The sequence below is a fragment of the Pseudomonas sp. 32_A genome (assembly GCF_017490905.1).
Classification (GTDB): Bacteria; Pseudomonadota; Gammaproteobacteria; order Pseudomonadales; family Pseudomonadaceae; genus Aquipseudomonas; species Aquipseudomonas inefficax.
In genome coordinates this window covers 1-25,808 of the sequence record NZ_JAFGYI010000058.1, presented here as the reverse complement: position 1 = coordinate 25,808, position 25,808 = coordinate 1, and the positions used below count along the sequence as shown (strand labels likewise).

The 25,808-nt window shown below is 63.4% G+C and carries 25 protein-coding genes; 15 read left to right on the top strand and 10 right to left on the bottom strand.

All coding sequences use genetic code 11. The annotated features are described in order from the left end of the window. From J5M58_RS24180 to J5M58_RS24170, 3 genes are all read right to left on the bottom strand, one after another. The coding region (locus J5M58_RS24180; RefSeq protein ID WP_207879877.1) for an MFS transporter at positions 1 to 1,217 on the bottom strand (1,217 nt) is incomplete at its 3' end. A gap of 274 nt (positions 1,218 to 1,491) precedes the next feature. Then, positions 1,492 to 2,697 carry a transporter associated domain-containing protein gene (locus tag J5M58_RS24175; RefSeq protein ID WP_207879875.1) on the bottom strand — a complete coding sequence of 402 codons (1,206 nt, stop codon included), beginning with the start codon at positions 2,695 to 2,697 and terminating at the stop codon, positions 1,492 to 1,494. 9 nt (positions 2,698 to 2,706) lie between these two features. Continuing rightward, positions 2,707 to 3,516, bottom strand: coding sequence for an inner membrane protein YpjD (locus J5M58_RS24170; protein WP_025337912.1), 810 nt, complete (start codon positions 3,514 to 3,516; stop codon positions 2,707 to 2,709). Positions 3,517 to 3,830: 314 nt separating this feature from the next. Here J5M58_RS24170 and ffh point away from each other — a divergent pair, with 314 nt between their 5' ends. From ffh to J5M58_RS24110, 12 genes are all read left to right on the top strand, one after another. Further along, positions 3,831 to 5,207, top strand: coding sequence for a signal recognition particle protein (gene ffh / locus J5M58_RS24165; RefSeq protein WP_112250932.1), 1,377 nt, complete (start codon positions 3,831 to 3,833; stop codon positions 5,205 to 5,207). A gap of 259 nt (positions 5,208 to 5,466) precedes the next feature. Continuing rightward, entirely contained in the window at positions 5,467 to 5,718 is a 252-nt protein-coding gene (gene rpsP / locus J5M58_RS24160) for a 30S ribosomal protein S16 (RefSeq protein WP_003259424.1), read from the top strand. Positions 5,719 to 5,723: 5 nt separating this feature from the next. Continuing rightward, positions 5,724 to 6,260 carry a ribosome maturation factor RimM gene (gene rimM / locus J5M58_RS24155; protein WP_025337913.1) on the top strand — a complete coding sequence of 179 codons (537 nt, stop codon included), beginning with the start codon at positions 5,724 to 5,726 and terminating at the stop codon, positions 6,258 to 6,260. A gap of 3 nt (positions 6,261 to 6,263) precedes the next feature. Beyond that, positions 6,264 to 7,016: a tRNA (guanosine(37)-N1)-methyltransferase TrmD gene (trmD, locus tag J5M58_RS24150; protein WP_003252146.1), complete on the top strand. Its 753-nt coding sequence runs from the start codon at positions 6,264 to 6,266 to the stop codon at positions 7,014 to 7,016. Between the two features lie 42 nt (positions 7,017 to 7,058). Beyond that, the gene (rplS, locus tag J5M58_RS24145) at positions 7,059 to 7,409 is read left to right on the top strand and encodes a 50S ribosomal protein L19 (protein ID WP_003252148.1); all 351 of its coding nucleotides are present in this window, start codon (positions 7,059 to 7,061) and stop codon (positions 7,407 to 7,409) included. A gap of 93 nt (positions 7,410 to 7,502) precedes the next feature. Next, positions 7,503 to 7,910 (top strand): acyl-CoA thioesterase, encoded by a 408-nt coding sequence (locus J5M58_RS24140; protein WP_025337914.1) that lies wholly within the window; start codon positions 7,503 to 7,505, stop codon positions 7,908 to 7,910. Positions 7,911 to 8,080: 170 nt separating this feature from the next. Further along, complete coding sequence (gene xerD, locus J5M58_RS24135) at positions 8,081 to 8,977, top strand: site-specific tyrosine recombinase XerD (RefSeq protein WP_112250934.1); 897 nt, start codon at positions 8,081 to 8,083, stop codon at positions 8,975 to 8,977. Between the two features lie 153 nt (positions 8,978 to 9,130). Continuing rightward, complete coding sequence (locus J5M58_RS24130) at positions 9,131 to 9,874, top strand: DsbC family protein (RefSeq protein WP_112250936.1); 744 nt, start codon at positions 9,131 to 9,133, stop codon at positions 9,872 to 9,874. An 83-nt stretch (positions 9,875 to 9,957) separates the two neighbouring features. Beyond that, a complete protein-coding gene (locus tag J5M58_RS24125) occupies positions 9,958 to 11,262 on the top strand; it encodes a homoserine dehydrogenase (RefSeq protein ID WP_112250938.1) in 1,305 nt (434 codons plus the stop codon). A 58-nt stretch (positions 11,263 to 11,320) separates the two neighbouring features. Continuing rightward, positions 11,321 to 12,730: a threonine synthase gene (gene thrC / locus J5M58_RS24120; protein ID WP_112250940.1), complete on the top strand. Its 1,410-nt coding sequence runs from the start codon at positions 11,321 to 11,323 to the stop codon at positions 12,728 to 12,730. A gap of 237 nt (positions 12,731 to 12,967) precedes the next feature. Beyond that, positions 12,968 to 13,387, top strand: coding sequence for a histidine kinase (locus tag J5M58_RS24115; protein ID WP_207879873.1), 420 nt, complete (start codon positions 12,968 to 12,970; stop codon positions 13,385 to 13,387). Positions 13,388 to 13,466: 79 nt separating this feature from the next. Further along, the gene (locus tag J5M58_RS24110) at positions 13,467 to 13,748 is read left to right on the top strand and encodes a DUF3509 domain-containing protein (RefSeq protein ID WP_061303183.1); all 282 of its coding nucleotides are present in this window, start codon (positions 13,467 to 13,469) and stop codon (positions 13,746 to 13,748) included. 284 nt (positions 13,749 to 14,032) lie between these two features. Here the strand turns inward: J5M58_RS24110 and J5M58_RS24105 are convergent, their stop codons facing one another. Both J5M58_RS24105 and J5M58_RS24100 read right to left on the bottom strand, forming a co-directional pair. Beyond that, positions 14,033 to 14,908, bottom strand: a complete 876-nt coding sequence (locus tag J5M58_RS24105) for a TIGR02285 family protein (protein ID WP_112250944.1) — start codon at positions 14,906 to 14,908, stop codon at positions 14,033 to 14,035. A gap of 20 nt (positions 14,909 to 14,928) precedes the next feature. Continuing rightward, complete coding sequence (locus J5M58_RS24100) at positions 14,929 to 16,128, bottom strand: CaiB/BaiF CoA-transferase family protein (protein WP_112250946.1); 1,200 nt, start codon at positions 16,126 to 16,128, stop codon at positions 14,929 to 14,931. A gap of 131 nt (positions 16,129 to 16,259) precedes the next feature. Between J5M58_RS24100 and J5M58_RS24095 the strand changes: the two genes are divergently transcribed. Next, the gene (locus tag J5M58_RS24095; RefSeq protein ID WP_013971198.1) at positions 16,260 to 16,802 is read left to right on the top strand and encodes a YaeQ family protein; all 543 of its coding nucleotides are present in this window, start codon (positions 16,260 to 16,262) and stop codon (positions 16,800 to 16,802) included. A gap of 7 nt (positions 16,803 to 16,809) precedes the next feature. Next, positions 16,810 to 18,519 carry a single-stranded-DNA-specific exonuclease RecJ gene (gene recJ / locus J5M58_RS24090; protein WP_085601932.1) on the top strand — a complete coding sequence of 570 codons (1,710 nt, stop codon included), beginning with the start codon at positions 16,810 to 16,812 and terminating at the stop codon, positions 18,517 to 18,519. Between the two features lie 301 nt (positions 18,520 to 18,820). Here the strand turns inward: recJ and J5M58_RS24085 are convergent, their stop codons facing one another. Continuing rightward, a complete protein-coding gene (locus J5M58_RS24085; protein ID WP_003258594.1) occupies positions 18,821 to 19,084 on the bottom strand; it encodes a DUF3077 domain-containing protein in 264 nt (87 codons plus the stop codon). A 661-nt stretch (positions 19,085 to 19,745) separates the two neighbouring features. On the opposite strand from J5M58_RS24085, the gene J5M58_RS24080 reads away from it, so the two are divergent. Further along, positions 19,746 to 20,852, top strand: coding sequence for an NADH:flavin oxidoreductase/NADH oxidase (locus tag J5M58_RS24080; RefSeq protein ID WP_112250948.1), 1,107 nt, complete (start codon positions 19,746 to 19,748; stop codon positions 20,850 to 20,852). A gap of 613 nt (positions 20,853 to 21,465) precedes the next feature. On the opposite strand, the gene J5M58_RS24075 is transcribed toward J5M58_RS24080, so the two are convergent. Genes J5M58_RS24075 through J5M58_RS24060 form a run of 4 tightly spaced genes read right to left on the bottom strand, consistent with a single transcriptional unit; the run spans position 21,466 to position 25,648 of the window. Continuing rightward, positions 21,466 to 22,890 carry a gamma-aminobutyraldehyde dehydrogenase gene (locus J5M58_RS24075; RefSeq protein WP_207879872.1) on the bottom strand — a complete coding sequence of 475 codons (1,425 nt, stop codon included), beginning with the start codon at positions 22,888 to 22,890 and terminating at the stop codon, positions 21,466 to 21,468. Positions 22,891 to 22,907: 17 nt separating this feature from the next. Further along, positions 22,908 to 23,714 carry an ABC transporter permease gene (locus tag J5M58_RS24070; RefSeq protein ID WP_112250954.1) on the bottom strand — a complete coding sequence of 269 codons (807 nt, stop codon included), beginning with the start codon at positions 23,712 to 23,714 and terminating at the stop codon, positions 22,908 to 22,910. Further along, positions 23,704 to 24,615: an ABC transporter permease gene (locus J5M58_RS24065; RefSeq protein WP_112250956.1), complete on the bottom strand. Its 912-nt coding sequence runs from the start codon at positions 24,613 to 24,615 to the stop codon at positions 23,704 to 23,706. Before J5M58_RS24065 ends, J5M58_RS24070 begins: the two co-directional genes overlap by 11 nt. Position 24,616: 1 nt before the next feature. Next, a complete protein-coding gene (locus tag J5M58_RS24060; protein WP_112250958.1) occupies positions 24,617 to 25,648 on the bottom strand; it encodes an ABC transporter ATP-binding protein in 1,032 nt (343 codons plus the stop codon). Positions 25,649 to 25,808: the final 160 nt, after the last annotated feature.

The following is a 25,808-nucleotide window of genomic DNA, read 5'->3' as shown; positions in this document are numbered from 1 at the left end:
CAGCTCAACCCACCCATGCTCACCAGCTTCTGGGCAAAGAACGGAGCAGCCGAGGCGCCGACGATACCGCCCAGGTTATACGCCGCCGAAGCGCCGGTATAACGCACGTGGGTCGGGAACAGTTCAGGCAGCAGCGCCCCCATCGGCGCAAATGTCACGCCCATCAGGAACAGTTCGATGGCCAGGAACAGCGCCACCCCTGCGGTCGACCCCGAAGTCAGCAGCGGCTCCATGGTAAAGCCCGAGGCTACCGCCAGCAGGCCGCCGACGATCAGCACCGGTTTGCGCCCGTAGCGGTCGCTGAGCCAGGCCGACAGCGGTGTGGCCAGGGCCATGAACACTACCGCGAAGCACAGCAGGCCAAGGAACGTTTCGCGGCTGTAGCCCAGCGTGGTCACGCCATAACTCAGCGAGAACACCGTGGAGATATAGAACAGCGCGTAGCACACCACCATTGCCGCTGCGCCCAGCAGGGTCGGCAGCCAGTATCTGGAAAACAGGTCGACCACCGGCATTTTCACCCGCTCGTGGCGGGCGACGGCCTTGGCGAATACCGGGCTTTCTTCAAGCTTCAGGCGTACATACAGCCCCACCAGTACCAGCGCGGCGCTGAGCAGGAACGGTATGCGCCAGCCCCACTCGCGGAACTGCTCGTCGCTGAGCACCAGGGCAAGGGTCAGGAACAGGCCGTTGGCAGCCAGGAAGCCGATCGATGGGCCCAGCTGCGGGAACATGCCGAACCAGGCGCGCTTGCCTTCCGGCGCGTTCTCGGTGGCCAGCAAAGCCGCGCCACCCCATTCGCCGCCCAGCCCCAGGCCTTGGCCAAAACGCAGCAGGCAGAGGATGATCGGCGCCCATACGCCAATGCTGTCATAGCCCGGCAGCACGCCGATGGCTGTGGTGGACACGCCCATCAGCAGAAGCGAGGCTACCAGGGTCGACTTGCGGCCGATGCGGTCGCCAAAGTGGCCGAACAGTGCCGAGCCCAGTGGGCGGGCGAGGAAGGCGATACCGAAGGTAAGGAAGGCCGCCAGCATCTGCGCGGTGCCCGACCCGGACGGGAAGAACACCGGGCCGATCACCAGGGCGGCGGCAGTGGCGTAAACGTAGAAATCGTAGAACTCGATGGCAGTGCCGATGAAGCTGGCAGTGGCTACCCGCGCGGGCGAGTTGACCGGTGCGGCAGGCGCTTCGGCATAGGTGCTGCTGGTTGTCATTGAATAGGTCCCTGACAGTCTGGTCCGGCTCCATTGGGATAAGCCACGCGGCGTGCAATGCCAAAGGACAGGCACGGTGGCGCGGGCGCCGGAGCGTTTTGTTGTTGTGTGCGCCCGACTGACGATAGCCCAAGGGGGGTAGGGGCGGGGCGGGCACTGTTCGGGGTGTTGAAGCAGGACCGCAGGGCGTGTCAGTGGAGCGGACTGGCCGTCGAGCGCCGGGTGCGGGTAGCAGGCGGGACGGCGGGGCTGGGTAAGCGTGACCCGAGTATAGCTATCGGGTCACGGCCCACACCAGTACCTTGCTGGCACAATTGTCCTCTGTTTCGAGGATTTCCAGGCGATAGCGGCCGATCTTCAGGCAAACGGCGCTTTCAGGGATGCTTTCCAGTGCTTCGGTGACCAGCCCGTTGAGGGTTTTCGGCCCGCCGTCGCAGGGCAGGTGCCAGCCCAGGCTGCGGTTGATCTCGCGCAGCGAAGCGGTGCCGTCGATGACGAACGTGCCATCGGGCTGCGGGTGCACGTGGGGGTTGTCCAGGCTCTGTTCATCCTCGAACTCGCCAACGATCTCTTCGAGGATGTCTTCCAGGGTGACGATGCCCAGCACTTCGCCGTACTCGTCCACCACCACGCCCAGGCGGCGCTGCTGCTTGTGGAAGTTCAGCAGCTGCATTTGCAGGGGTGTGCTTTCGGGGACGAAATAAGGCTCGTAGCAGGCCCCGAGCAGCGTTTCCAGGGTCAGTTCGGCCTTCGGCAGCAGGTGGCTGATCAGCTTGGTATTGAGGATTGCTTCAACCTGGTTGATGTCGCTGTGGTACACCGGCAGGCGGGTGTGGCGGCTGACGATCAGTTGCTCGATGATGCGCTCGATCGGCTCGTCGAGGCTGATGCCGTCCACTTCGTTGCGCGGTACCAGGATGTCGTTGACGGTCATCTTGTCCAGTGACTGCAGGCCGTCCAGCAGGCCGTGGCGCGGGGCCTCGTGTTCCTCGTCCTCGTCGAACTCGTCGGCTTCCTGCGGGTGCAGGGCCACGGCCGTAGGCTGCACGCGGAACGGACGCAGGATCAGCTTGGCAATGCCATCCAGCAGGCAGGCCAGCGGTTGCAGCAGGGTGAGGGGGACTTTCAGCAGGCTGGCGCCAAGGCTGGCGAACGCCTGCGGATTGCGCCGGGCCAGGCGCCGTGGCAGGTATTCGGCAAATACCAGCAGGACGAGGGTGGCGGCCAACCCGGCCAGCCAGAAGCCGTGCTCGCCGTCATGGCGCTGGCCGACCAGGCAGGCCAGGCCCAGCACCAGCAGCTTGCCCAGGCTGGCGCACAGCACCAGGGCCTGGGCCGGCAACGCGGGCTGGCCGTCCTCGCCGACGCGCAGCGTGCCATTGAGTTGCAGGCGGGCGGCGTCCACTGCGGTGAACAGCGCCGACCACAACAGCGCCAGTGCCAGGGTGCCGAATAGCGGTGCGTACGGCAGGGTATCCATGGGCGCCCGTCAGATATGCAGGATGAATTCGCGAACCAGCTTGCTGCCGAAATAGGCCAGCATCAGCAGGCAGAAACCGGCCAGCGTCCAGCGGATGGCCTTGTGGCCACGCCAGCCCAGGCGGGTGCGGCCCCACAGCAGCACGCTGAACACCACCCAGGCGACACAGGCCAGCAGGGTCTTGTGTGCCAGATGCTGGGCGAACAGGTTGTCGAGGAACAGCCAGCCGGAGATCAGCGACAGCGACAGCAGGCACCAGCCGGCCCAGAGGAAGCCGAACAACAGGCTTTCCATGGTTTGCAGTGGCGGGAAGTTGCGGATCAGCCCGGACGGGTGCTTGTTCTTCAGCTGGCGGTCCTGCAGCAGCAACAGCAATGCCTGGAACACCGCGATGGTGAACAGCCCGTAGGCCAGGATCGACAGCAGGATGTGCGCGAGGATGCCTGGCTCTTCGTTGACCAGCGGCACCGTGCCGGGGGGCGCGAACTGGGCCAGCAGCGCGGTCACCGCGCCCAGCGGGAACAGCAGCACCAGCAGGTTTTCCACGGGTATGCGCAAGCAGGCCAGCAGGGTCAGGGCGATGACCGCCACGGCGATCAGGCTGGCGGCACTGAAGAAGTCCAGGCTCAGGCCCAGCGGGGTGATCAGCTGGAAGAACAGCGCACCAGCCTGGGCGAGTACCGCGAAGGCACCCAGCAGGGCAAGCAGGCGCTTGTCGGCCTTGCGGTTCTGGGCAAGGTAAGAGCCCTGGTAGATGGCCGCGGCTATATATAGGCCGGCGGCGATCAGGTTGGGGATGAGGCTGGGTGAGGAGAACATAAGTCCTGGTTGGCGAGCCTTAAAGAGACGGAGTTTGGCATAGATCGCGCTGGTCTAGGAAGACTGACAGACCGCGGTGCAGCATTCGCGGGTGAACCCGCTCCCACACGGTTTCGAGTGTGGTGCAGACCTTGTGGGAGCGGGCTTGCCCGCGAAGAGGCCGGCACAGCCACCGAATATCTACCAGGCCGCCAGCAAGGTGTGCGCCGTCGCCGCACTTCGCTATAATCGCCGCCTTGCTGTGCCTGGCGGGTGTGCATTCCCCGCTGGGCGCCTGACAAACCTCGGCTTTTACTGGGCCTGAAAGGATCACCATGTTCGAAAACCTGACCGACCGCCTGTCACAGACGCTGCGCCATGTCACCGGCAAGGCCAAGCTGACCGAAGACAACATCAAGGACACGCTGCGCGAAGTGCGCATGGCCCTGCTCGAGGCCGACGTTGCCCTGCCGGTGGTCAAGGATTTCGTCAACAGCGTCAAGGACCGTGCAGTCGGCACTGAAGTGTCGCGCAGCCTGACCCCGGGCCAGGCGTTCGTGAAGATCGTCCAGGCCGAGCTGGAAAGCCTGATGGGCGCGGCCAACGAAGATCTCGCACTCAACGCCGCCCCGCCCGCCGTGGTGCTGATGGCTGGCCTGCAGGGCGCCGGCAAGACCACCACCGCCGGCAAACTGGCGCGCTTCCTCAAGGAGCGCAAGAAAAAGAGCGTGATGGTGGTGTCCGCCGACGTCTACCGCCCGGCGGCGATCAAGCAGCTGGAAACCCTGGCCAACGACATCGGCGTCACCTTCTTCCCGTCCGACATCAGCCAGAAACCGGTGGCCATCGCCGAAGCGGCCATCCGCGAAGCCAAGCTGAAGTTCATCGACGTGGTCATCGTCGACACCGCCGGCCGTCTGCACATCGACGCCGACATGATGGACGAGATCAAGGCGCTGCATGCCGCGGTCAAGCCGATCGAGACCCTGTTCGTGGTCGACGCCATGACCGGCCAGGACGCCGCCAACACCGCCAAGGCCTTTGGCGAGGCGCTGCCGCTGACCGGCGTGGTGCTGACCAAGGTCGACGGCGACGCCCGTGGCGGTGCCGCGCTGTCGGTGCGTGCCATTACCGGCAAGCCGATCAAGTTCATCGGTATGGGCGAGAAGACCGAAGCCCTCGAGCCGTTCCACCCCGACCGTGTCGCCTCGCGAATCCTCGGCATGGGCGACGTGCTCAGCCTGATCGAGCAGGCCGAGCAGACGATCGACAAGGCCAAGGCCGACAAGCTGGCCAAGAAGCTGAAGAAGGGCAAGGGCTTCGATCTCGAAGACTTCCGCGACCAGCTGCAGCAGATGAAGAACATGGGCGGCCTCGGCGGCCTGATGGACAAGCTGCCGAGCATCGGCGGGGTCAACCTGTCGCAGATGGGCAATGCCCAGGGCGCCGCCGAGAAGCAGTTCAAGCAGATGGAAGCAATCATCAACTCCATGACCCCGGCCGAGCGCCGTGATCCGGAGTTGATCAGCGGCTCGCGCAAGCGCCGAATCGCCATCGGTTCCGGCACCCAGGTGCAGGACGTCGGCCGCCTGATCAAGCAGCACAAGCAAATGCAGAAGATGATGAAGAAATTCTCCGCCAAGGGCGGCATGGCCAAGATGATGCGCGGCCTTGGCGGGATGCTGCCGGGCGGCGGCATGCCGAAGCTGTAACCCCTATTCCGGGGGCCTGCCGTTTGTCCGGCAGGCGCCCAGAACCCCCGCTGTGGCGGGGCAATCGCCGCGGATTTCGCGGCTCAACCGGCGGATCTGGACGGCAGGGCAGGGCCTTGCCGAAAAAGTCATTTGCAAATGTCCGTGTATTCCCCGAGAATATGCGGCCTTTTGGGCACCCGTGTGCCTATTTGGCATTCAGATTTGCAGTACCAGCTGCTGTATCAACTGCAGCACCGACTATAGGAACGATGTTCACATGGTAACCATTCGTCTGGCCCGTGGCGGCTCGAAAAAGCGCCCATTCTACCACCTGACCGTGACCAACTCGCGTAACGCCCGTGACGGCCGTTTCGTTGAGCGCGTAGGTTTCTTCAACCCGATCGCTGCTGGCGCCGAAGTCAAGCTGTCGGTCAACCAAGAGCGCGTCAACTACTGGCTGAGCCAGGGTGCACAGCCGTCTGAGCGCGTTGCTCAGCTGCTGAAGGACGCTGCCAAGGCTGCTGCCTGAGTAGTATGAACGCGACGCCAGAAAAGGCTGACGACCTCATCGTCGTTGGCAAGATTTTTTCGGTTCACGGCGTTCGCGGCGAGGTGAAGGTGTATTCCTTTACCGATCCGATTGAAAACCTGTTGGATTATCCGCGCTGGACGCTTCGGCACGAAGGCAAGGTAAAGCAGGTCGAGCTGGTCAACGGTCGTGGCTCCCAGAAGGGCCTGGTCGTGAAGCTGAAAGGCCTCGATGATCGCGATGAAGCCCGTCTTCTGAGCGGTTACGAAATCTGCATTCCGCGGAGCCTTTTGCCCAACCTGGCTGCTGACGAGTACTACTGGTACCAGTTGGTGGGCCTGAAGGTCATCAACCAGGACGAACAACTGTTCGGCAAGGTCGATCACCTGTTGGAGACCGGTGCGAACGATGTCATGGTGGTCAAGCCCTGCGCAGGCAGCCTGGATGATCGCGAGCGTCTGTTGCCCTATACGGCGCAATGCGTGCTCGACATCGACCTGGAAGCAGGCGTGATGCGGGTTGAATGGGACGCGGACTTCTAAACGATGGGTAACCTTCGCGTAGACGTCATCACGTTGTTCCCCGAGATGTTCTCGGCCATCACGGAGTACGGCATTACCAGCCGCGCGGTGAAACAGGGGTTGCTTCAGGTGACTTGCTGGAACCCGCGGGACTACACCACAGATCGTCACCACACGGTGGATGATCGGCCGTTTGGCGGTGGTCCGGGCATGGTGATGAAAATCAAGCCTCTGGAAGACGCCCTGGTTAGCGCCAGGCAAGCGACCGGAGCAGCGGCGAAGGTGATCTACCTTTCGCCACAAGGCCGCAAGCTGACTCAGCAGGCGGTCAAAGGCCTGGCCGAACAGGAATCGTTGATCCTGATCGCCGGTCGTTATGAAGGCATCGACGAGCGCTTTATCGAGGCTCATGTCGATGAGGAGTGGTCGATTGGCGACTATGTGCTTTCCGGTGGCGAGCTGCCGGCCATGGTACTGATCGATGCGGTTACACGGCTGCTGCCCGGAGCTTTAGGGCATGTGGACTCGGCGGAAGAAGATTCCTTCACCGACGGTCTGCTCGATTGCCCGCACTACACCCGGCCTGAGGTGTATGCGGATCAGCGTGTTCCCGACGTGTTGCTAAGTGGCAACCATGCACACATCCGGCGTTGGAGAATGAAGCAGTCCCTTGGTAGGACCTTCGAACGACGCGCCGATCTTCTGGAAAGTCGCTCGCTTTCTGGAGAAGAGAAGAAGCTGCTCGAGGAATATCTCCGCGAGCGGGACGATAGTTAAACGTATCGATGGTGGATCACGTATCCATCTTAGGAGCACAGCATGACCAACAAGATCATCCAGCAGCTCGAAGCCGAGCAGATGAGCAAGGAAATCCCGACCTTCGCACCAGGCGACACCGTTGTCGTTCAGGTTAAAGTGAAGGAAGGTGAGCGTTCCCGTCTGCAGGCGTTCGAAGGCGTCGTTATCGCCAAGCGTAACCGCGGTCTGAACAGCGCCTTCACCGTGCGCAAGATCTCCAGCGGCGTTGGCGTAGAGCGTACCTTCCAGACCTACAGCCCGCAAATCGACAGCCTGGCCGTGAAACGTCGTGGTGACGTGCGTAAAGCCAAGCTGTACTACCTGCGCGACCTGTCCGGCAAAGCCGCTCGCATCAAGGAAAAACTGTCCTGAGTGCAGTTTGCCCGGTGGCCGAGGCCGCCTAGCGAGAAAAAAGCAGCCTTCGGGCTGCTTTTTTGCGTTTTGACCCCCGAAGATGTGATTGCCATGACTACCCGAGACCAGGAAATCCTGCGCCGCACCGAGCTGTCGGTGACCCGCGTGACCAAGGCGGTGTTCCCCAACACCACCAACCACCACAACACCCTCTTCGGCGGCACCGCCCTGGCCTGGATGGACGAAGTGTCGTTCATCGCCGCCACGCGCTTCTGCCGCCTGCCGCTGGTAACCGTGTCGACTGACCGCATCGACTTCAAGCATCCGATCCCGGCGGGCTCGATCGTCGAGTTGGTGGGGTCGGTCATCAAGGTAGGTAATACCAGCTTGCAGGTACAGGTGGATGTGTTCGTCGAGAACATGTACCTGGATGGACGCGAGCGGGCGATCCACGGGGTGTTCAGCTTCGTTGCCATCGATGAGGACAAGCGGCCGGTGCCCGTTCTGCCCCAGGCCTGAGTTCTCCTGTTTAGGCCCTTTCGCGGGTAAACCCGCTCCCACAGGGATATCACCGCCTTCGGGACCTGTGTGACCCTTGTGGGAGCGGGGTCACCCGCGAAGAGGCCAGTACAGACAACCCCGAGCTGCTGTGAAACACTAGCCCCACCACCAACACCCAGCAGCCCCGAATGCCCGCCCTAGACCACCCCCTGATCGACCAGTTCCTCGACGCCCTGTGGCTTGAAAAGGGCCTGTCCGACAACACCCGCGTGTCCTACCGCAGTGACCTGGCCCTGTTCAACGGCTGGTTGCAGGAACATGGCGTCAGCTTGCCCGACGCCGGACGCGAGCTGATTCTCGACCACCTGGCCTGGCGCCTCGACCAGGGCTACAAGCCGCGCTCCACGGCGCGCTTCCTGTCCGGCCTGCGCGGCTTCTTCCGCTACCTGTTGCGGGAAAAACTGGTGGCCATCGACCCCACCCTGCAAGTGGATATGCCGCAACTGGGCAAGCCGCTGCCCAAGTCGTTGTCCGAAGCAGACGTCGAAGCCTTGCTACAAGCTCCGGACCTGGGCGAAGCCATCGGCCAGCGTGACCGCGCCATGCTCGAAGTGCTCTACGCCTGCGGCCTGCGTGTCACCGAGCTGGTCAGCCTGGCCCTCGACCAGGTCAACCTGCGCCAAGGCGTGCTGCGGGTGATGGGCAAGGGCAGCAAGGAGCGCCTGGTGCCCATGGGCGAGGAGGCGGTGCTGTGGTTGCAGCGCTACCTGCGCGATGGCCGCGCCGAACTGCTCAATGGCCGCCCCAGCGACGTCTTGTTCCCCAGCCAGCGTGGCGAGCAGATGACCCGTCAGACCTTCTGGCATCGTATCAAGCACCATGCCCGGGTCGCCGGTATCGACAAGCCGCTGTCACCGCACACCCTGCGTCATGCCTTCGCTACTCACCTGCTCAACCATGGCGCCGACTTGCGTGTGGTGCAGATGCTGCTGGGCCACAGTGACCTGTCGACTACGCAGATCTACACCCATGTCGCCAAGGCCCGCCTGCAGCAACTGCATGCCCAGCACCACCCGCGTGGATGAATGTTTTTCATGTTCCGCCGACCGGTCCTTGCAAGGCCCTTCACTGGCGGTGTGATGTGGTAGGCTTGGGCGGTTTGCACCAAGGGCCGCACGGTCACCGCGTATTTTCCGCAGGTGACGCCCTCCGGCCCCTGTCCGCCTTCAGGAGTTCCCATGCGCGTGACCCAGTTTTTCGCCGCCGCCGCGTTGGCGCTGGCCAGTACCTTTGCCGTTGCCGCGGCAACCGACAGCAATGCAGCTGCCGAGCAGGCCATCCGTAAGTCGTTGCAGAACCTCGAGTTGGAAGTGCCCGTCGAAAGCGTGGCCAGCAGCCCGGTCAGCGGCCTGTATGAAGTCAAGCTGCAGGGCGGCCGCGTGCTGTATGCCAGCGGCGACGGCCAGTTCGTGATGCAGGGTTACCTGTTCCAGATCCAGGACGGCAAGCCGGTCAACCTCACCGAGAAGACCGAGCGCCTGGGCATTGCCAAGCTCATCAACGGCATTCCAGCCGCCGAAATGGTGGTTTATCCTGCCAAGGGCGAGACCAAGTCGCACATCACCGTGTTCACCGACACCACCTGCCCGTACTGCCACAAGCTGCACGCCGAGGTGCCTGAGCTCAACCGCCGCGGTATCGAAGTGCGCTATGTCGCCTTCCCGCGCCAGGGGCTCGGTTCGCCGGGTGACCAGCAGTTGCAGGCCGTCTGGTGTTCCAGCGACCGCCGTGCGGCGATGGACAAGATGGTCGAGGGTGAGGAAATCAAGGCCGCCAAGTGCGCCAACCCGGTCGGCAAGCAGTTCCAGCTGGGCCAGTCGATCGGCGTCAACGGCACGCCGGCGATCGTCCTTGAAAGCGGCCAGGTCATTCCGGGCTACCAGCCGGCACCGCAGGTCGCCAAGCTGGCACTGGCCAAGTAATCCAATTCAGTACGCCGTCGTCATGGGGTGACGGCATGTTTCACGGTCGGCATAGGCGTCGGCCGTTCAATGGGGAGTTCACAGTGAAACCGGTCAAAGTAGGCATCTGTGGGTTGGGGACCGTCGGTGGCGGAACCTTCAATGTACTTCAGCGCAACGCCGAGGAGATCGCCCGCCGTGCCGGGCGCGGTATTGAAGTGGCACAGATTGCCATGCGCTCGCAGAACCCGAACTGCCAGATTACCGGTACCCCCATTACCGCTGATGTGTTCGAAGTTGCGAGCAACCCGGAGATCGACATTGTCATCGAGCTGATCGGTGGCTACACCGTGGCCCGCGAGCTGGTGCTCAAGGCCATCGAAAACGGCAAGCACGTGGTCACCGCCAACAAGGCGCTGATTGCCGTGCACGGCAATGAAATCTTTGCCAAGGCCCGTGAGAAGGGCGTGATCGTTGCCTTCGAAGCGGCCGTTGCCGGTGGCATCCCGGTGATCAAGGCCATCCGCGAAGGCCTGTCGGCCAACCACATCAACTGGCTGGCCGGCATCATCAACGGCACCGGCAACTTCATCCTCACCGAAATGCGTGAGAAGGGCCGTGCCTTCCCGGACGTACTCGCCGAAGCCCAGGCGCTGGGTTACGCCGAAGCCGACCCGACCTTCGACGTTGAAGGCATCGATGCCGCGCACAAGCTGACCATCCTTGCCTCGATCGCTTTCGGCATCCCGCTGCAATTCGACAAGGCCTATACCGAAGGTATCACCCAGCTGACCACTGCAGACGTGAATTATGCCGAGGCCCTGGGTTACCGCATCAAGCACCTGGGCGTGGCCCGCCGCACTGCCGAAGGCATCGAGCTGCGTGTACACCCGACATTGATCCCGGCCGACCGCCTGATCGCCAACGTCAACGGCGTGATGAACGCCGTCATGGTCAACGGCGACGCCGCCGGTTCCACCCTGTACTACGGCGCGGGTGCCGGCATGGAGCCTACCGCTTCGTCGGTGATCGGCGATCTGGTCGATGTGGTTCGTGCCATGACCTCCGACCCGGAAAACCGCGTGCCGCACCTGGCCTTCCAGCCGGATTCGCTGTCGGCCCACCCGATCCTGCCGATCGAAGCCTGCGAAAGCGCCTACTACCTGCGCATCCAGGCCAAGGATCACCCGGGCGTACTGGCCCAGGTGGCCAGCATCCTCTCGGAGCGCGGCATCAACATCGAGTCGATCATGCAGAAGGAAGCCGAGGAACAGGATGGCCTGGTGCCGATGATCCTGCTGACCCATCGCGTGGTCGAGCAGCGCATCAACGACGCCATCGTTGCCCTGGAAGCCCTGCAGGACGTGGTCGGCAAGGTCGTGCGCATTCGCGTCGAGCAGCTCAACTAACAATTGTGCCGTCGGGCCGCCAGTGCGGCCCCGGCCCCAGCATCGAAGGTTTGCACCCATGCGCTATATCAGCACCCGCGGTCAGGCTCCGGCCCTGAATTTCGAAGACGTCCTGCTGGCTGGCCTGGCCAGCGACGGCGGCCTGTACGTCCCGGAAAACCTGCCACGCTTCACCCAGGAAGAAATCGCCTCGTGGGCCGGCCTGCCGTACCACGAACTGGCCTTCCGGGTGATGCGCCCGTTCGTCGAAGGCAGCATCGCCGACGCCGATTTCAAGAAGATCCTCGAAGAAACCTACGGCGAGTTCGCCCACGCCGCGGTTGCACCGCTGCGTCAGTTGAACAGCAACGAGTGGGTCCTGGAGCTGTTCCACGGCCCGACCCTGGCGTTCAAGGACTTCGCCCTGCAACTGCTCGGTCGCCTGCTCGACCATGTGCTGGCCAAGCGCAACGAGCGCGTGGTGATCATCGGCGCTACCAGCGGTGACACCGGCTCCGCCGCCATCGAAGGCTGCCGTCGTTGCGACAACGTCGACATCTTCATCCTGCACCCGCACCAGCGCGTGTCGGAAGTGCAACGCCGGCAGATGACCACCATCTTCGGTGACAACATCCACAACATCGCCGTCGAAGGCAACTTCGACGACTGCCAGGAAATGGTCAAGGCCAGCTTCGCCGACCAGTCGTTCCTCAAGGGCACCCGCCTGGTTGCGGTCAACTCGATCAACTGGGCGCGGATCATGGCCCAGATCGTCTACTACTTCCACGCTGCCCTGCAGCTGGGTGGCCCGGCGCGTTCCGTGGCGTTCTCGGTGCCGACCGGCAACTTCGGCGACATCTTCGCAGGCTACCTGGCACGTAACATGGGCCTGCCGGTCAGCCAGCTGATCGTCGCCACCAACCGCAACGACATCCTGCACCGCTTCATGAGCGGCAACCAGTACGTCAAGGAAACCCTGCACGCGACCCTGTCGCCGTCGATGGACATCATGGTCTCGTCCAACTTCGAGCGCCTGCTGTTCGACCTGCACGGCCGCAACGGTGGCGCCATTGCCGAGCTGATGGCCAACTTCAAGCAAGGTGGCGGCTTCAGTGTCGAGCAAGACCGCTGGACCGAAGCGCGCAAACTGTTCGACTCGCTGGCAGTGAGCGACGAGCAGACCTGCGAAACCATCGCCGAAGTATTTGCCGCCACCGGTGAGGTGCTTGACCCGCACACCGCAATCGGCGTCAAGGCCGCCCGCGAATGCCGCCGCAGCCTGGACACGCCGATGGTGGTGCTGGGTACCGCGCACCCGGTCAAGTTCCCGGAAGCGGTGGAGAAGGCCGGTGTTGGCAAGGCGCTGGAGCTGCCGGCGCACCTCAGCGACCTGTTCAGCCGTGAGGAGCGTTGCACGGTGCTGGCCAATGACCTGAAGGCTGTGCAGGGCTTTGTCAGCCAGCATGGTAACCGCGGCAAACCATTGTAAGCATTGCTATCGCCCGGGGGCTGCTGCGCAGCCCTTTCGCGACACAAGGCCGCTCCTACAGGAGATCGCGACCCATGCAACAGGCGCGTTCCCCTGTAGGAGCGGCCTTGTGTCGCGATGGGCCGCAAAGCGGCCCCAACAATTTCAGGCTTTCCCTCAATCCAATCAGAAAAATCCTATTCAGTTCACCCAGCGCCAAGCCTAGATTAGCCGGTCCTCCCACCAGGAGCGGCTTTCATGCACCAGCCCTATGTGTTGATTCACCAGGCTCGCCCATCCCACCAGATACTCCTGCACCAGGCCCTTAACGCCCAAGGCATGTTTCATGTGCGCATCAGCGAAACCAGCGCAGACCTTGACGCCTGCCTGAACGCCGATCACCGCCCCGATCTGCTGATCCTTGACCACGCCATGCCAACCCGGGCCGGCCTTGCCTTGCTCGAACAGCAGCACCGAACCCGCGCTTTGCTATTCGTCGGCCAGGCTACCCCCAAGCGCCACAACCTTGCCCAAGAGGCCAGAAACCGGGGCCTGTGGGTGCTTGCCGAGTTGCCCTGGCCGCTTTCGATGCCACGCCTGCAGCGTGCCCTGCAAGCACTGCAGGTGCGCCCTTGGCGGCGTATTCAAACTGTCACCTCGGCCCCGCATGCTCACTGAAGCAGCCGCGGTGTAACGAACTTTCCGCTGCGTCTGTTGGTCAGTTCCTCTATATCCCACCACGCAGCGAGTGATCCGGATGGAAAGAATCTGCAGACTGCTTAACGAAGCCCTGACCCCCTATCAGACCCACCTTGGCGTCGCCGATGCCCAGGGTAATCGCCAATTGACCGTTCACGACCGCCTTGCCGGCATCACCCTTCGGCGCACAGTCAGCGAGCGCCAATTGCAGGAACAAAGCCTTTTGATCGACCTGGTGGATGGCCTGCACCGCGACCTGCAGATCGCCGAAGGGCGCTTGCAGCCCTGTGTGATCGCGGCATTGCAGCAGCGCCAGCAACCCCATGGAACCTTTGCCTGAGTGGTTTATCAGACACTGTAGGGCAACCCCGCCAGTGCTTTGCTCCGGCGCTGGCAAGGTTGTCACGGGAAGCCCTCAAGGGCTTTCGCTTGGCCCCGGGCGTGTTTCCCCAGCGCCCGGGGTTTCTTTTTTTGGTGGGCAGGCATATATCCTTGCAGGAGCGGCTTTGTGTCGCGATGGGCCGCAAAGCGGCCCCGGCAACCTTCGCTGCGAAGCTGAAAATGTGGGGCCGCTTCACGCCCCATCGCGACACAAGGCCGCTCCTACAGGGGCTGAGCCGACAGCTAGTGGTCTTCGAAGAAGCGCTTGCTTTCTTCCAGGTAGTCTTCCTGCAACGCCGGGTCCAGCCAGCGTGCATACAATGCCGGCAACACGTCCCGGCGCAGGGCAGGCAGCAACTGGTCGATGTGCGCAATCGCTTTACGCCCCAACTCGCTGTTCGAACAGCCTACATGCAGAAACTGATAGCGGTTCACCCCTTGAACAGGATGAAACCGGTAGTCAGCCAGTGCTCCGCCTTGCTGCTCGATCAGGTAGCGCACTTCGGGCCAGTAGCCGAGCACCATGCGCAGGCGCCCCAGCTGTTGCATCTGCAGCAGGTTGGCGGTGGCGTCGTTGCCGTAGTGGCGGCTGAACGCGGTCTCGGGCAACTGGCGCAGAATTGCGTCGATCTGTGTGCCATAGCTGCGCTCGGCGACAACTCCCAGCTTCAGCGAAGTCTTGCTCAGCAGGCCATGCAGATTTACCTGCTGGCCGTCGAGGTAAGGCGCTACCAGCGCCTCGCTGTCCTTGCGCAGCACCAGGCCGCCACTGAACACGCCTAGAGAGGGCGTTGAAAACCGCACGTATTCGGCGCGGTCCGGCGTCCACAGTAAGGTCGGGTCGCAGGTGAAGGTCTGCGGGTCCTGCAGCATCTGGATGCCGCGGGCGCGGTTGACGCGCACGATGCTGTGGTCATATTCGGGCATCTGCCTGATAAGCAGAGGCAACAGCTGGTCGATCACCCCACGGCCTTTTTCCGGTCCTTCCAGAATGGTGAACGGCGGCAGGTCGCGCACCAGCCAGAAGATGCGCTCCTTGGCGTTGGCTGGCTGCAGTAGTAATGCGGGCAGCAGCCCGCACAGCAGAGCCAGGTGGCGTAGGCAACGGGCAGTGCGCATGGACCAGGGCCGCGCCAGGGTCAGACCGTGCCTGCTGCGCGCAGGCTGGCGATAGCCGCTGCGTCGTAGCCCAGGTTGCCGAGCAGCGCCTCGGTATGTTCGCCCAGCGCCGGGCCTACCCACTCGGTGGAGCCGGGGGTGTCCGACAGCTTGGGCACGATGCCCGGCATGCGGAATGGCTTGCCGTCCGGCAGCTTGGCCTGCAGGAACATTTCGCGTGCCAGGTACTGCGGGTCGTTGAACATGTCCTCGGCCGAATAGATGCGGCTGGCCGGTACTTCGGCGGTGTTCAGCACTTGCATCAGTTGTTCCAGTGGCAGGCTGTTGGCCCAGCGGTCGATTACCCCGTACAGCTCGTCACGGCGCAGGTCGCGGCCATCGTTGGTGGCCAGGGTCGGGTCGTCGGCCAGGTCGGTGCGGCCAATGGCTTGCATGAAGCGCTTGAAGATCGCATCGCCGTTGGCACCGATCTGCACATGCTTGCCGTCGGCGCTGGTGTGGATGGAAGAGGGTGTGATGCCCGGCATGATGTTGCCGGTGCGTTCGCGGATAAAGCCGAACACATCGAACTCCGGGACCATGCTTTCCATCATGGCGAAGATCGCTTCGTACAGGGCGACGTCCACCACCTGGCCCTGGCCGCCGTTGACTTCCCGGTGCCGCAGCGCCATCAGTGCGCCGATAACCCCCCACAGGGCGGCAATCGAATCACCGATGGAAATACCCGTGCGTACTGGCGGTCGGTCGTCGAAGCCGGTGATGTAGCGCAGGCCGCCCATCGACTCGCCTACCGCGCCAAAGCCCGGCTGGTCTTTCATCGGCCCGGTCTGGCCGAAGCCCGACAGGCGCACCATGACCAGGCGCGGGTTCAGTGCATGCAGCACATCCCAGCCCAGGCCGAGTTTTTCCAGCACGCCCGGGCGGAAGTTCTCGATCAGGATGTCGGCCTCGGCCAGCAGGCGTTTGAGAATCTCACGGCCCTCGGGGTGCTTGAGGTTGAGGGTGAGCGACTGCTTGTTGCGGGCCTGCACGAACCACCACAGCGAGGTGCCCTCGTACAGCTTGCGCCATTTGCGCAATGGGTCGCCGCCGTCGGGCGATTCGACCTTTATCACCTCGGCGCCGAATTCGGCACAGATGCGCGAGGCGAACGGCCCAGCGATCAGGGTGCCGAGTTCTACTACTTTGAGGCCGGCGAGGGGTTTGCTGGGCGTCGACATGGGGCATCCGTGGCAGCTGGGCAGAGCCGTGTTTTTATCACACGTCGGTTTCGCCGGGTACTGCTGCGGCGCATGGAAGGTGCGGATGGGTTAGACTGTGCCACTTTTCTTTTGCACGAAGCCCGTCGACCATGGCCCAGCCGTCCACTACCTACAAATTCGAACTGAACCTGACCGACCTCGACCGCGGCGTGTACGAAAACGTCCGTCAGACCATCGCCCGCCACCCTTCGGAAACCGAAGAACGCATGGCCGTGCGCCTGCTGGCCTACGCCCTGTGGTACAACGAAAACCTGTCGTTCGGCCGTGGCTTGTCCGATGTGGACGAAGCGGCGCTGTGGGAAAAGAGCCTGGACGATCGCATCCTGCACTGGATCGAAGTAGGCCAGCCGGACGCCGACCGACTGACCTGGTGCTCACGCCGCACCGAGCGCACCAGCCTGCTGGCCTACGGCAGCCTGCGCGTATGGCAGAACAAGGTGGTTGATGCGGTCAAGGGCTTGAAGAACCTGAGCATCGCCGCCGTGCCGCAGGAGGTGCTGGAAACCCTCGCCACCGACATGCCACGCACCATCAAGTGGGACGTGATGATCAGTGAGGGCACGCTGTTCGTCACCGACGACCGTGGCCAGCACGAAGTGCAGCTGGAATGGCTGCTGGGTGAGCGCGGCTGAATCACCCATGCGTATCGAACCTCGCCCGTTGCCGCCGACCCTGCCATTCCTGGGTAACCTGCCGCCCTTGCTGACCCGCCTGTACGCCGCCCGCGGCGTGCAGAGCGAGGCCGAGCTGGACAAAAGCCTCGCGCGCCTGCTGCCATACCAGCAGCTCAAGGGCATCGAGGCCGGCGTGGACCTGCTGGTCGAGGCCATCGACCAGCGCCAGCGCATCCTCATCGTTGGCGACTTCGATGCCGACGGCGCCACCGCTAGTACCGTCGGCGTGCTGGGCCTGCGCCTGCTGGGTGCGGCCCATGTCGACTACCTTGTGCCCAACCGCTTCGAATACGGTTACGGTCTGACTCCGGAAATCGTCGAGGTGGCGCTGCAACGCCAGCCGCAGCTGTTGATCACCGTGGACAATGGCATTTCCAGCGTCGACGGTGTGGCTGCCGCCAAGGCCGCCGGACTCAAGGTGCTGGTCACCGACCACCACCTGCCGGGCGCGGAGTTGCCCGATGCCGACGCGATCATCAACCCCAACCAGCCGGGCTGTAGCTTCCCGAGCAAGGCGCTGGCCGGGGTAGGGGTGATCTTCTACGTGCTGATGGCGTTGCGCGCGCGCCTGCGCAGCCTGGGGCGTTACGAAACGCAGCCACAGCCGAACATCGGCGAATTGCTCGACCTGGTTGCCCTGGGCAGCGTCGCCGACGTGGTGCCATTGGATGCCAACAACCGCATCCTGGTGCACCAGGGCCTCGAACGCATTCGCGCCGGCCGCGCCCGACCGGGGCTCAAGGCCATTCTTGAAGTGGCCCGTCGCGATCACCGGCGCATCACCTCGACCGACCTCGGCTTCATCCTCGGCCCGCGGCTGAACGCTGCCGGGCGCCTGGACGACATGAGCCTGGGCATCGAATGCCTGCTGTGTGAAGACGCGGCCCTGGCCCAGGACATGGCGCAGCAACTGGACGACCTGAACCAGGACCGCAAGTCCATCGAGCAGGGCATGCAGCGCGAGGCCCTGGCCCAGCTCAAGGACCTGCCGGTCGAGTCGATGCCATATGGCCTGTGCCTGTTCGATGCCGACTGGCACCAGGGGGTGATCGGTATTCTGGCTTCGCGGTTGAAGGAGCGTTACCACCGGCCGACTATCGCCTTCGCCGACGCTGGCGAGGGTATGCTCAAAGGGTCGGCGCGTTCGGTGCCGGGGTTCCATATTCGTGATGCACTGGATGCCGTGGCGGCGCGCCACCCGCAGCTGATCAGCAAGTTCGGCGGCCACGCGATGGCGGCGGGGTTGTCGTTGCCCGAGGCCAATTTCCCGGCATTTGCCGAGGCGTTCGACGAAGAAGTGCGACGCCAATTGCGTGAAGAGGACCTGACCGGTCGGCTGTTGTCCGACGGCAGCCTGGCGGTGGAGGAGTTCCACCTCGACCTGGCCAAGGCCCTGCGCCATGCCGGGCCCTGGGGGCAGCACTTCCCCGAGCCGCTGTTCCATGGCGTGTTCCAGCTGGTGGAGCAGCGCGTGGTGGGCGAGCGGCACTTGAAGGTAGTGCTCAAGAGCGAGTGCGGCTCGGTGCGGCTGGACGGCATTGCCTTTGGCATTGACCGCGAAGTATGGCCGAACCCCACGGTGCGTTGGGTCGAGTTGGCATACAAGCTGGATGTGAACGAGTTTCGTGGTAATGAAAGTGTGCAGTTGATGATTGCCCACATGGAGCCGCGCTGAGGGTAGATACCGCCGCTGCTGACGGCCTGGCGCTGACCCGTTGTGGGAGCGGGTTCACCCGTGAACACCGGCGAAGCCGGTGCCATCCACCGAGTCGCTGCTTCGCGGGCATGCCCGCTCCCACAGGGCCTGCACCGGGCTCAAGGCTTGCGCTGTACCTGTGGGAGCGGGTTCACCCGCGAACACCGGCGAAGCCGGTGCCATGCACCAAGTCGCATTCTTCGCGGGTAAACCCGCTCCCACAAGGCTCTGCGGCGGGCTGGCTAATGTGCTCCATGTGCGATCGATGATCACATCAAACTCAGCGCGCCATACCTAACTCGGCATCATCCATCAGTGCCTTGGCCATCGCACTGAGATAGTGCGCAGCCCAGATCATCATGGGCTTCTCATCCATCAGCCCGACGATGGTCAACTCCCGCACATAGCCCATCAATTCCGAAGCCTGATCACGGGCGTCTCGGCATGGAATGCCCGCTTCGATGCGAAATAATGGGTGGGTCTGGTTTTCACCCTGAAAGAAAGTGGTCTTGCCGACGGTGAATTGGGTGTCGTCTGTGTTCATTGATCCCTCTCCTGATCTTTCTGAGCGTTTTGTCGGAGGAGAAGAAATGAGGGGTGGATCAGGGACTGTCTTTTTCATATCAATCACTCGTATGGTTGCTGATTGACCGCCTCTCCGATTCCACACGAAGGGTGGCAGTTGTACGCGGTGTGGAATCCAGGCTACGAGTAAACCCGGTAGGCTTTGCGGCCTTCCGCGCACAACTGCCATGACGACAGCTACTCGGTAATTGATCGGGATTCCACACCCGGACGCTGAATACCAGCGACCAGCAAAGGCTAGAGAGTCAGGATTCCAGTCACAATCAGACGCGAGTCGACAGGACTTGTAGGGTATTTCCTCAGCTTAGGCTTCACCAGATCGGGATCGTAGGGATTATCTGAAATACCTGTCAGAGTGCCTGCCTGTAGCGGCGGTCAGGGCTGCCAGGTGCCTGCCTTGAGAGCGATGTCGCCTATGAGATCGAGCGCCGCCCGCGCGGCGCTCGATCTCACAGGCGCCATCACTCTCACGCCAACCACCCCGCACCCCACCCGAAATCCCATGGAACCTCCCCCCCAACCATTCTGGTCTAGTCTGAAGTTATGACCGGACCTGGGCCAGGGACGTGCAATTGAGTGCCCGGGCCGGATCACCATTGGAGTCCTTGGGAGGTGCCCTCATGAGCCTGCTGCTCGAGCCTTACACCCTGCGTCAGCTGACCCTGCCCAACCGCATCGCCGTTTCGCCGATGTGCCAGTATTCCGCCGTCGATGGCCTGGCCAACGATTGGCACCTTGTCCATTTAGGCAGCCGCGCCGTGGGTGGCGCTGGCCTGGTGATCACTGAAGCCGTGGCGGTGACCGCCGATGGCCGCATCACCGCTGAAGACCTCGGCCTGTGGGACGACGCTCAGATCGCCCCGCTGCAACGCATCACCCGCTTCATCACCGCCCAGGGGGGCATGCCCGGTATTCAGCTGGCCCACGCCGGGCGCAAGGCCAGCACCTATCGCCCGTGGCTGGGCAAGCAAGGCAGCGTCAAGCTCGAAGAGGGCGGCTGGCAGCCGGTAGGGCCGTCGAAGATTGCCTTCGACCCCCAGCACACCCCGCCGCGTGAATTGAACAAGGATGAAATCGAGCAGGTGATCGCCGCCTTCGTCGCCTCGACCGAGCGTGCCCTGAAGGCCGGCTTCAAGGTGGTCGAGATCCACGCCGCCCACGGCTACCTGTTGCACCAGTTCCTGTCACCACTTAGCAACCAGCGCCGCGACGAGTACGGTAGCTGCTTCGAAAACCGCATCCGCCTGACCCTGCAGGTGGTCGAGGCCGTGCGCAAGGTCTGGCCTGCCGAGTTACCGCTGTTCGTGCGGGTATCGGCGACCGACTGGGTCGAGGACGGCTGGAACCCGGATGAAACCGTCGAACTGGCCCGCCGTCTGCGTGGCCTGGGCGTCGACCTGATCGACGTGTCCTCCGGTGGCACCTCGGTCAACGCCGAAATCCCCACCGGCCCGGGCTACCAGACGCGCTTCGCCGAGCGTGTGCGCAAGGAATCGGAAATCGCCACCGGCACCGTGGGCATGATCACCGAACCGGCCCAGGCCGAGCACATTCTGCGCACTGGCCAGGCCGACATCATCTTCCTCGCCCGCGAACTGCTGCGCGACCCATACTGGCCGTTGCATGCCGACGACGACCTGGGCGGCAACAAAGCTACCTGGCCGGCGCAATACCAGCGCGCCACCAGCCGGGCCAACCCGATTCACGAGTCGGACCTGCGGGATTGACCTGACCCAAGCATTACGCGGTCGTTGTAGGAGCGGCCTTGTGTCGCGAAAGGGCTGCGAAGCGGCCCCAGGTTTCCAGCTCCGCCGCTGATATTACCGGGGCCGCTTTGCGGCCCTTTCGCGACACAGGGCCGCTCCCACACGGTATTGCACCGCCTTTGAATGCGATGCGGTATCTGTGGGAGCGGGCATGCCCGCGAAGAAGGCGACTCGGTGTATGGCACCGGCTTTGCCGGTGTTCGCGGCGGTTCGACGCCTCGATGAACCCGCTCCCACAGAGGTCGCGCAAAATCAGGCGTTGATACTTACTCCTGTTCTATTGGCTACTTCCAAATAGTCAACCACTGCCTCTTTGAACGCGGCAGGCAATAGCCTGCGCGACCGAGCGTGAAACCCGACGATATCGCAAGTTGTGCATAGGTGCCCGACCCATGAATGGTCTTCCTTGCTGTATTTCACCTTTGCTCGTTGTCCTCGATATTTCATGTCATCCAGCCTCGTGATAATCCAGTTTCGATGACTACAAGCTAAAGGATGTGGCACTAGGAATGGGCCGAACCGATTGCAGGAAAGCTCCTGGACTGAGGTGCCGGTCTCAGCCCAGGCATTACCCTCAATGCTTGATCATCACATGCCGCACACAGGTGTAGTCCTCCAGCCCATACATCGACATGTCCTTGCCATACCCCGAATGCTTTTGCCCACCATGGGGCATTTCGCTGACCAGCATGAAGTGGGTATTCACCCAGGTGCAGCCATACTGCAAACGTGCTGCCAGGCGATGGGCACGGCCGGTGTCGCGGGTCCATACCGAGGAAGCCAGGCCGTATTCGGAGTCGTTGGCCCATTCCAGGGCCTGCGCTTCGTCGTTGAAGCGCGTCACCGACACAACCGGGCCGAACACTTCGTTACGCACGATTTCGTCATCCTGCAGGGCGTCGGCCAGCACGGTCGGCTCGAAGAAGAAACCGTCGCCCTCGATCGCCTTGCCACCGGTCACCAGGCGGATGTGCGGCTGGGCGATGGCCCGTTGTACCAGCCCTGCAACCTTGTCGCGGTGCTGGGCACTGATCAGTGGCCCCAGTTCGGTGTCCTCGGCTTCCTGCAGACCTGGCTTGAGGCTGGCCACTGCGGCCCCCAGGCGTTCGACGAAACGCTCGTAGATGCCATCCTGCACGTACAGCCGACAGGCTGCGGTGCAGTCCTGGCCGGCGTTGTAGAAGCCGAAGGTACGGATACCGTCGATGGCGGCATCGATGTCGGCATCGTCGAACACCAGCACCGGGGCCTTGCCGCCCAGTTCCATGTGCATGCGTTTCACGCTGTCGGCAGTGGCGCTGATGATGTGCGCGCCGGTGGGGATCGAGCCGGTCAGCGAGACCATGCGCACCTTGGGGTGGCTGACCAGCGGGTTGCCCACCGTCTGGCCACGGCCGAAGAGGATGTTCAGCACCCCAGGTGGCAGCAGGTCCCGGGCGAGTTCGCCGAGGCGCAGGGCGGTCAGCGGGGTCAGCTCGGAGGGCTTGATCACCACGGTGTTGCCGGCAGCCAGGGCCGGGGCGATCTTCCACGCCAGCATCATCAACGGGTAGTTCCATGGCGCGATCGAGGCCACCACGCCCAGCGGGTCACGGCGGATCATCGAAGTATGGCCTGGCAGGTATTCGCCGGCTGCCGAGCCGCCCAGGCAGCGGGCGGCCCCGGCAAAGTAGCGGAACACGTCGGCAATTGCCGGGATCTCGTCATTCAGCGCGGCGCTCAGCGGCTTGCCGCAGTTCTGCGATTCCAGGCGGGCCAGTTCATCGCCATGGGCTTCGATGGCGTCGGCCAGCGCCAGCAAGGCTTGCGAGCGTTCCTTTGGGCTGGTTTGCGACCAGCTGTCGAAGGCCTGGTCGGCGGCGCGCACGGCGCTGTCCACCTGGGCCTCGCTGGCTTCGTTGATCTGCGCCAGGGCAGTGCCCAGCGCCGGGTTGAGCACGGTCCAGGCCGGGCCTTGGCCAGCGACCAGCTGGCCATTGATCAGCATCTGCGTTTGCATCGGGGACTCCTCCAGGGTCATTTGCCGCTGCCCGCGACGCTTTCGCCGCCACGGGTCAGGTAATAGGCACCAAGTATCGGCAGCATGGTCACCAGCATCACCAGCATGGCGACCACGTTGGTCACCGGCACATCGCGCGGGCGGCTGAGCTGGTTGAGCAGCCAGATCGGCAGGGTGCGTTCGTGGCCGGCGGTGAAGGTGGTGACGATGATTTCGTCGAACGACAGGGCAAAGGCCAGCATGCCGCCGGCCAGTAGCGCCGAGCCCAGGTTGGGCAGGATGATGTAGCGAAAGGTCTGCCAGCCGTCGGCGCCCAGGTCCATCGAGGCTTCGATCAGGCTCTGCGAAGTCCGCCGCAGGCGGGCGATCACGTTGTTGTAGACGATCACCACGCAGAAGGTGGCGTGGCCGACCACGATGGTGAACACCCCGGGCTCGATCCCCAAGGCCTTGAACGCCGAGAGCAGGGCGATGCCGGTGATGATGCCGGGCAGGGCGATGGGCAGGATCAGCATCAGCGAAATGCTTTCCTTGCCGAAAAAGCTGCGCCGGTACAACGCCGCCGAGGCCAGCGTGCCGAGCACCAGGGCGATCAGCGTGGCCAGGCAGGCCACTTGCAGCGACAGCTTGATCGCTTCCAGCACATCGGGCCGGGCGAAGGCCACGGCGAACCACTTCAGGGTAAAGCCCTTGGGCGGAAAGCTGAATGCCGCGTCTTCGGTGTTGAAGGCATACAGAAAGATGATCAGGATCGGGAAATGCAGGAACAGCAACCCGCCCCAGGCCGCCAGGCGCAGCCCGGTCGAGGCATTTTCAGAGTGCATCGAAGGCCCCCAGTCGCTTGACGATGGACAGGTACACCGCGATCAGCACGATCGGCACCAGGGTGAATGCGGCGGCCATCGGCATGTTGCCGATCGCCCCTTGCTGGGCATAGACCATGCTGCCGATGAAGTAACCGGGCGGGCCGATCAGCTGCGGCACGATGAAGTCGCCCAGGGTCAGCGAGAAAGTGAATATCGAGCCGGCGGCAATGCCCGGGATCGACAGCGGCAGTATCACCTGCACGAAGGTTTGTCCGGGCCGGGCGCCGAGGTCTGCCGAGGCTTGCAGCAGCGATGGCGGCAAGCGTTCCAGCGAGGCCTGGATCGGCAGGATCATGAACGGCAGCCAGATGTACACGAACACCATGAAGCGCCCCAGATGCGAAGTAGACAGCGTGCTGCCACCCACGCCCGGCACCGCCAGCACCGTTTGCAACAGGGCATCCAGGTGCAGTTGCTGGACGAACCACTGGGCCACGCCGCCCTTGGCCAGCAGCAGGGTCCACGCGTAGGTCTTGACGATGTAGCTGGCCCACATCGGCATCATCACGGCGATGTAGAAAAACGCCTTGGTCTTGCCGCTGGTGTAGCACGCCATGTAGTAGGCGATGGGGAAGGCCAGCACGGCGCTGGCCAGCGACACCGCCACCGCCATGCACAAGGTGCGCAGAATGATGTCGAAGTTCGACGGGTTGAACAGCGCGGCGAAATTGCCCAGGGTCAGGTCCGGGGTCACCGCCATGGTGAAGTCGTCGAAGGTATAGAAGCCCTGCCACAGCAGGTTCAGCAGCGAACCCAGGTAAATTGCGCCGAACCAGGTCAGTGGCGGGATCAGCAGCAGGGCCAGGTACAGGTTGGGGCGCCGGTACAGCAGGTTGGACAGGCCGCGCAGTGTGCTCATGTCAGCGGCCCTCGGTTTCCTGCAGCACCGTCATGGCTTCGTGGGGCCAGTGTGCCTGTACCGGTTGCCCGGGTTGCCAGGCCTGTACCTGCGCCTGCCAGCGGTCGTTGGCCTGGCTCACCGCCAGTAGTTGGCCGCTGTCCAGTTGCAGCTCGTAGCGGGTGGCACTGCCCTGGTACTGGATGTCGCGCAGCAGGCCGCTGACCTGGACGTGCTGGCCGGCTGTGGCCGGGGCGCCGAGGCGGATGTGTTCAGGGCGGATGGAGAAGGGCGCCGGGCTGCCATTGAGCGCCATGGCCAATTCACCACGCAGCACATTGGAGGTGCCGACGAATTCGGCGACGAAGGTGGTCGCCGGCTGCATGTACAGGTTGCGCGGGGTGTCGACCTGCTCGATACGGCCGCGGTTGAACACTGCGACACGGTCGGACATCGACAGCGCTTCGGTCTGGTCGTGGGTGACGAATATGAAGGTGATGCCCAGCTGGCGCTGCAGCTTTTTCAGCTCGCCCTGCATCTGTTCGCGCAACTTCAGGTCCAGCGCGCCAAGCGGCTCGTCCAGCAGCAGTACCCGTGGCCGGTTGACCAGCGCGCGGGCCAGGGCCACGCGCTGGCGCTGGCCGCCGGACAACTGCGCCGGCTTGCGTGCGCCGTAGCCGGCCAGGGCCACCATCGCCAGGGCTTCTTCGGCCCGGCTGTGGCGTTCGGCCTTGGCCACGCCCTTTACCTTCAGGCCGTAGGCAATGTTGTCCAGCACGTTCATGTGCGGGAACAGGGCGTAGTCCTGGAATACGGTGTTGACGTCGCGCTGGTAGGGCGGTACGCCGGCAGCCTCGACGCCGTGGATGCGGATCGAACCGCTGGTGGGTTGCTCGAAGCCTGCAATCAGACGCAGGCAGGTGGTCTTGCCCGAACCAGAGGGGCCGAGCATGGAGAAGAATTCGCCATCGATGATGTCGATGCTGACCTGGTCGACGGCCTTGATCTCGCCGAAGGTGCGGGAAACCTGGGTGAACTGGACGGCTAGGGGCATGCATAGGCTCCGGACAACACGGTTTCTCCTGTACCGGCCTCTTCGCGGGTAAACCCGCTCCCACAGGTAAAGCGCCACCCTTGCAGGCGGTGATGAACCTGTGGGAGCGGGTTTACCCGCGAAGAGGCCGGTACAGGAGAAACCGTGTTGTCCGGAGCCT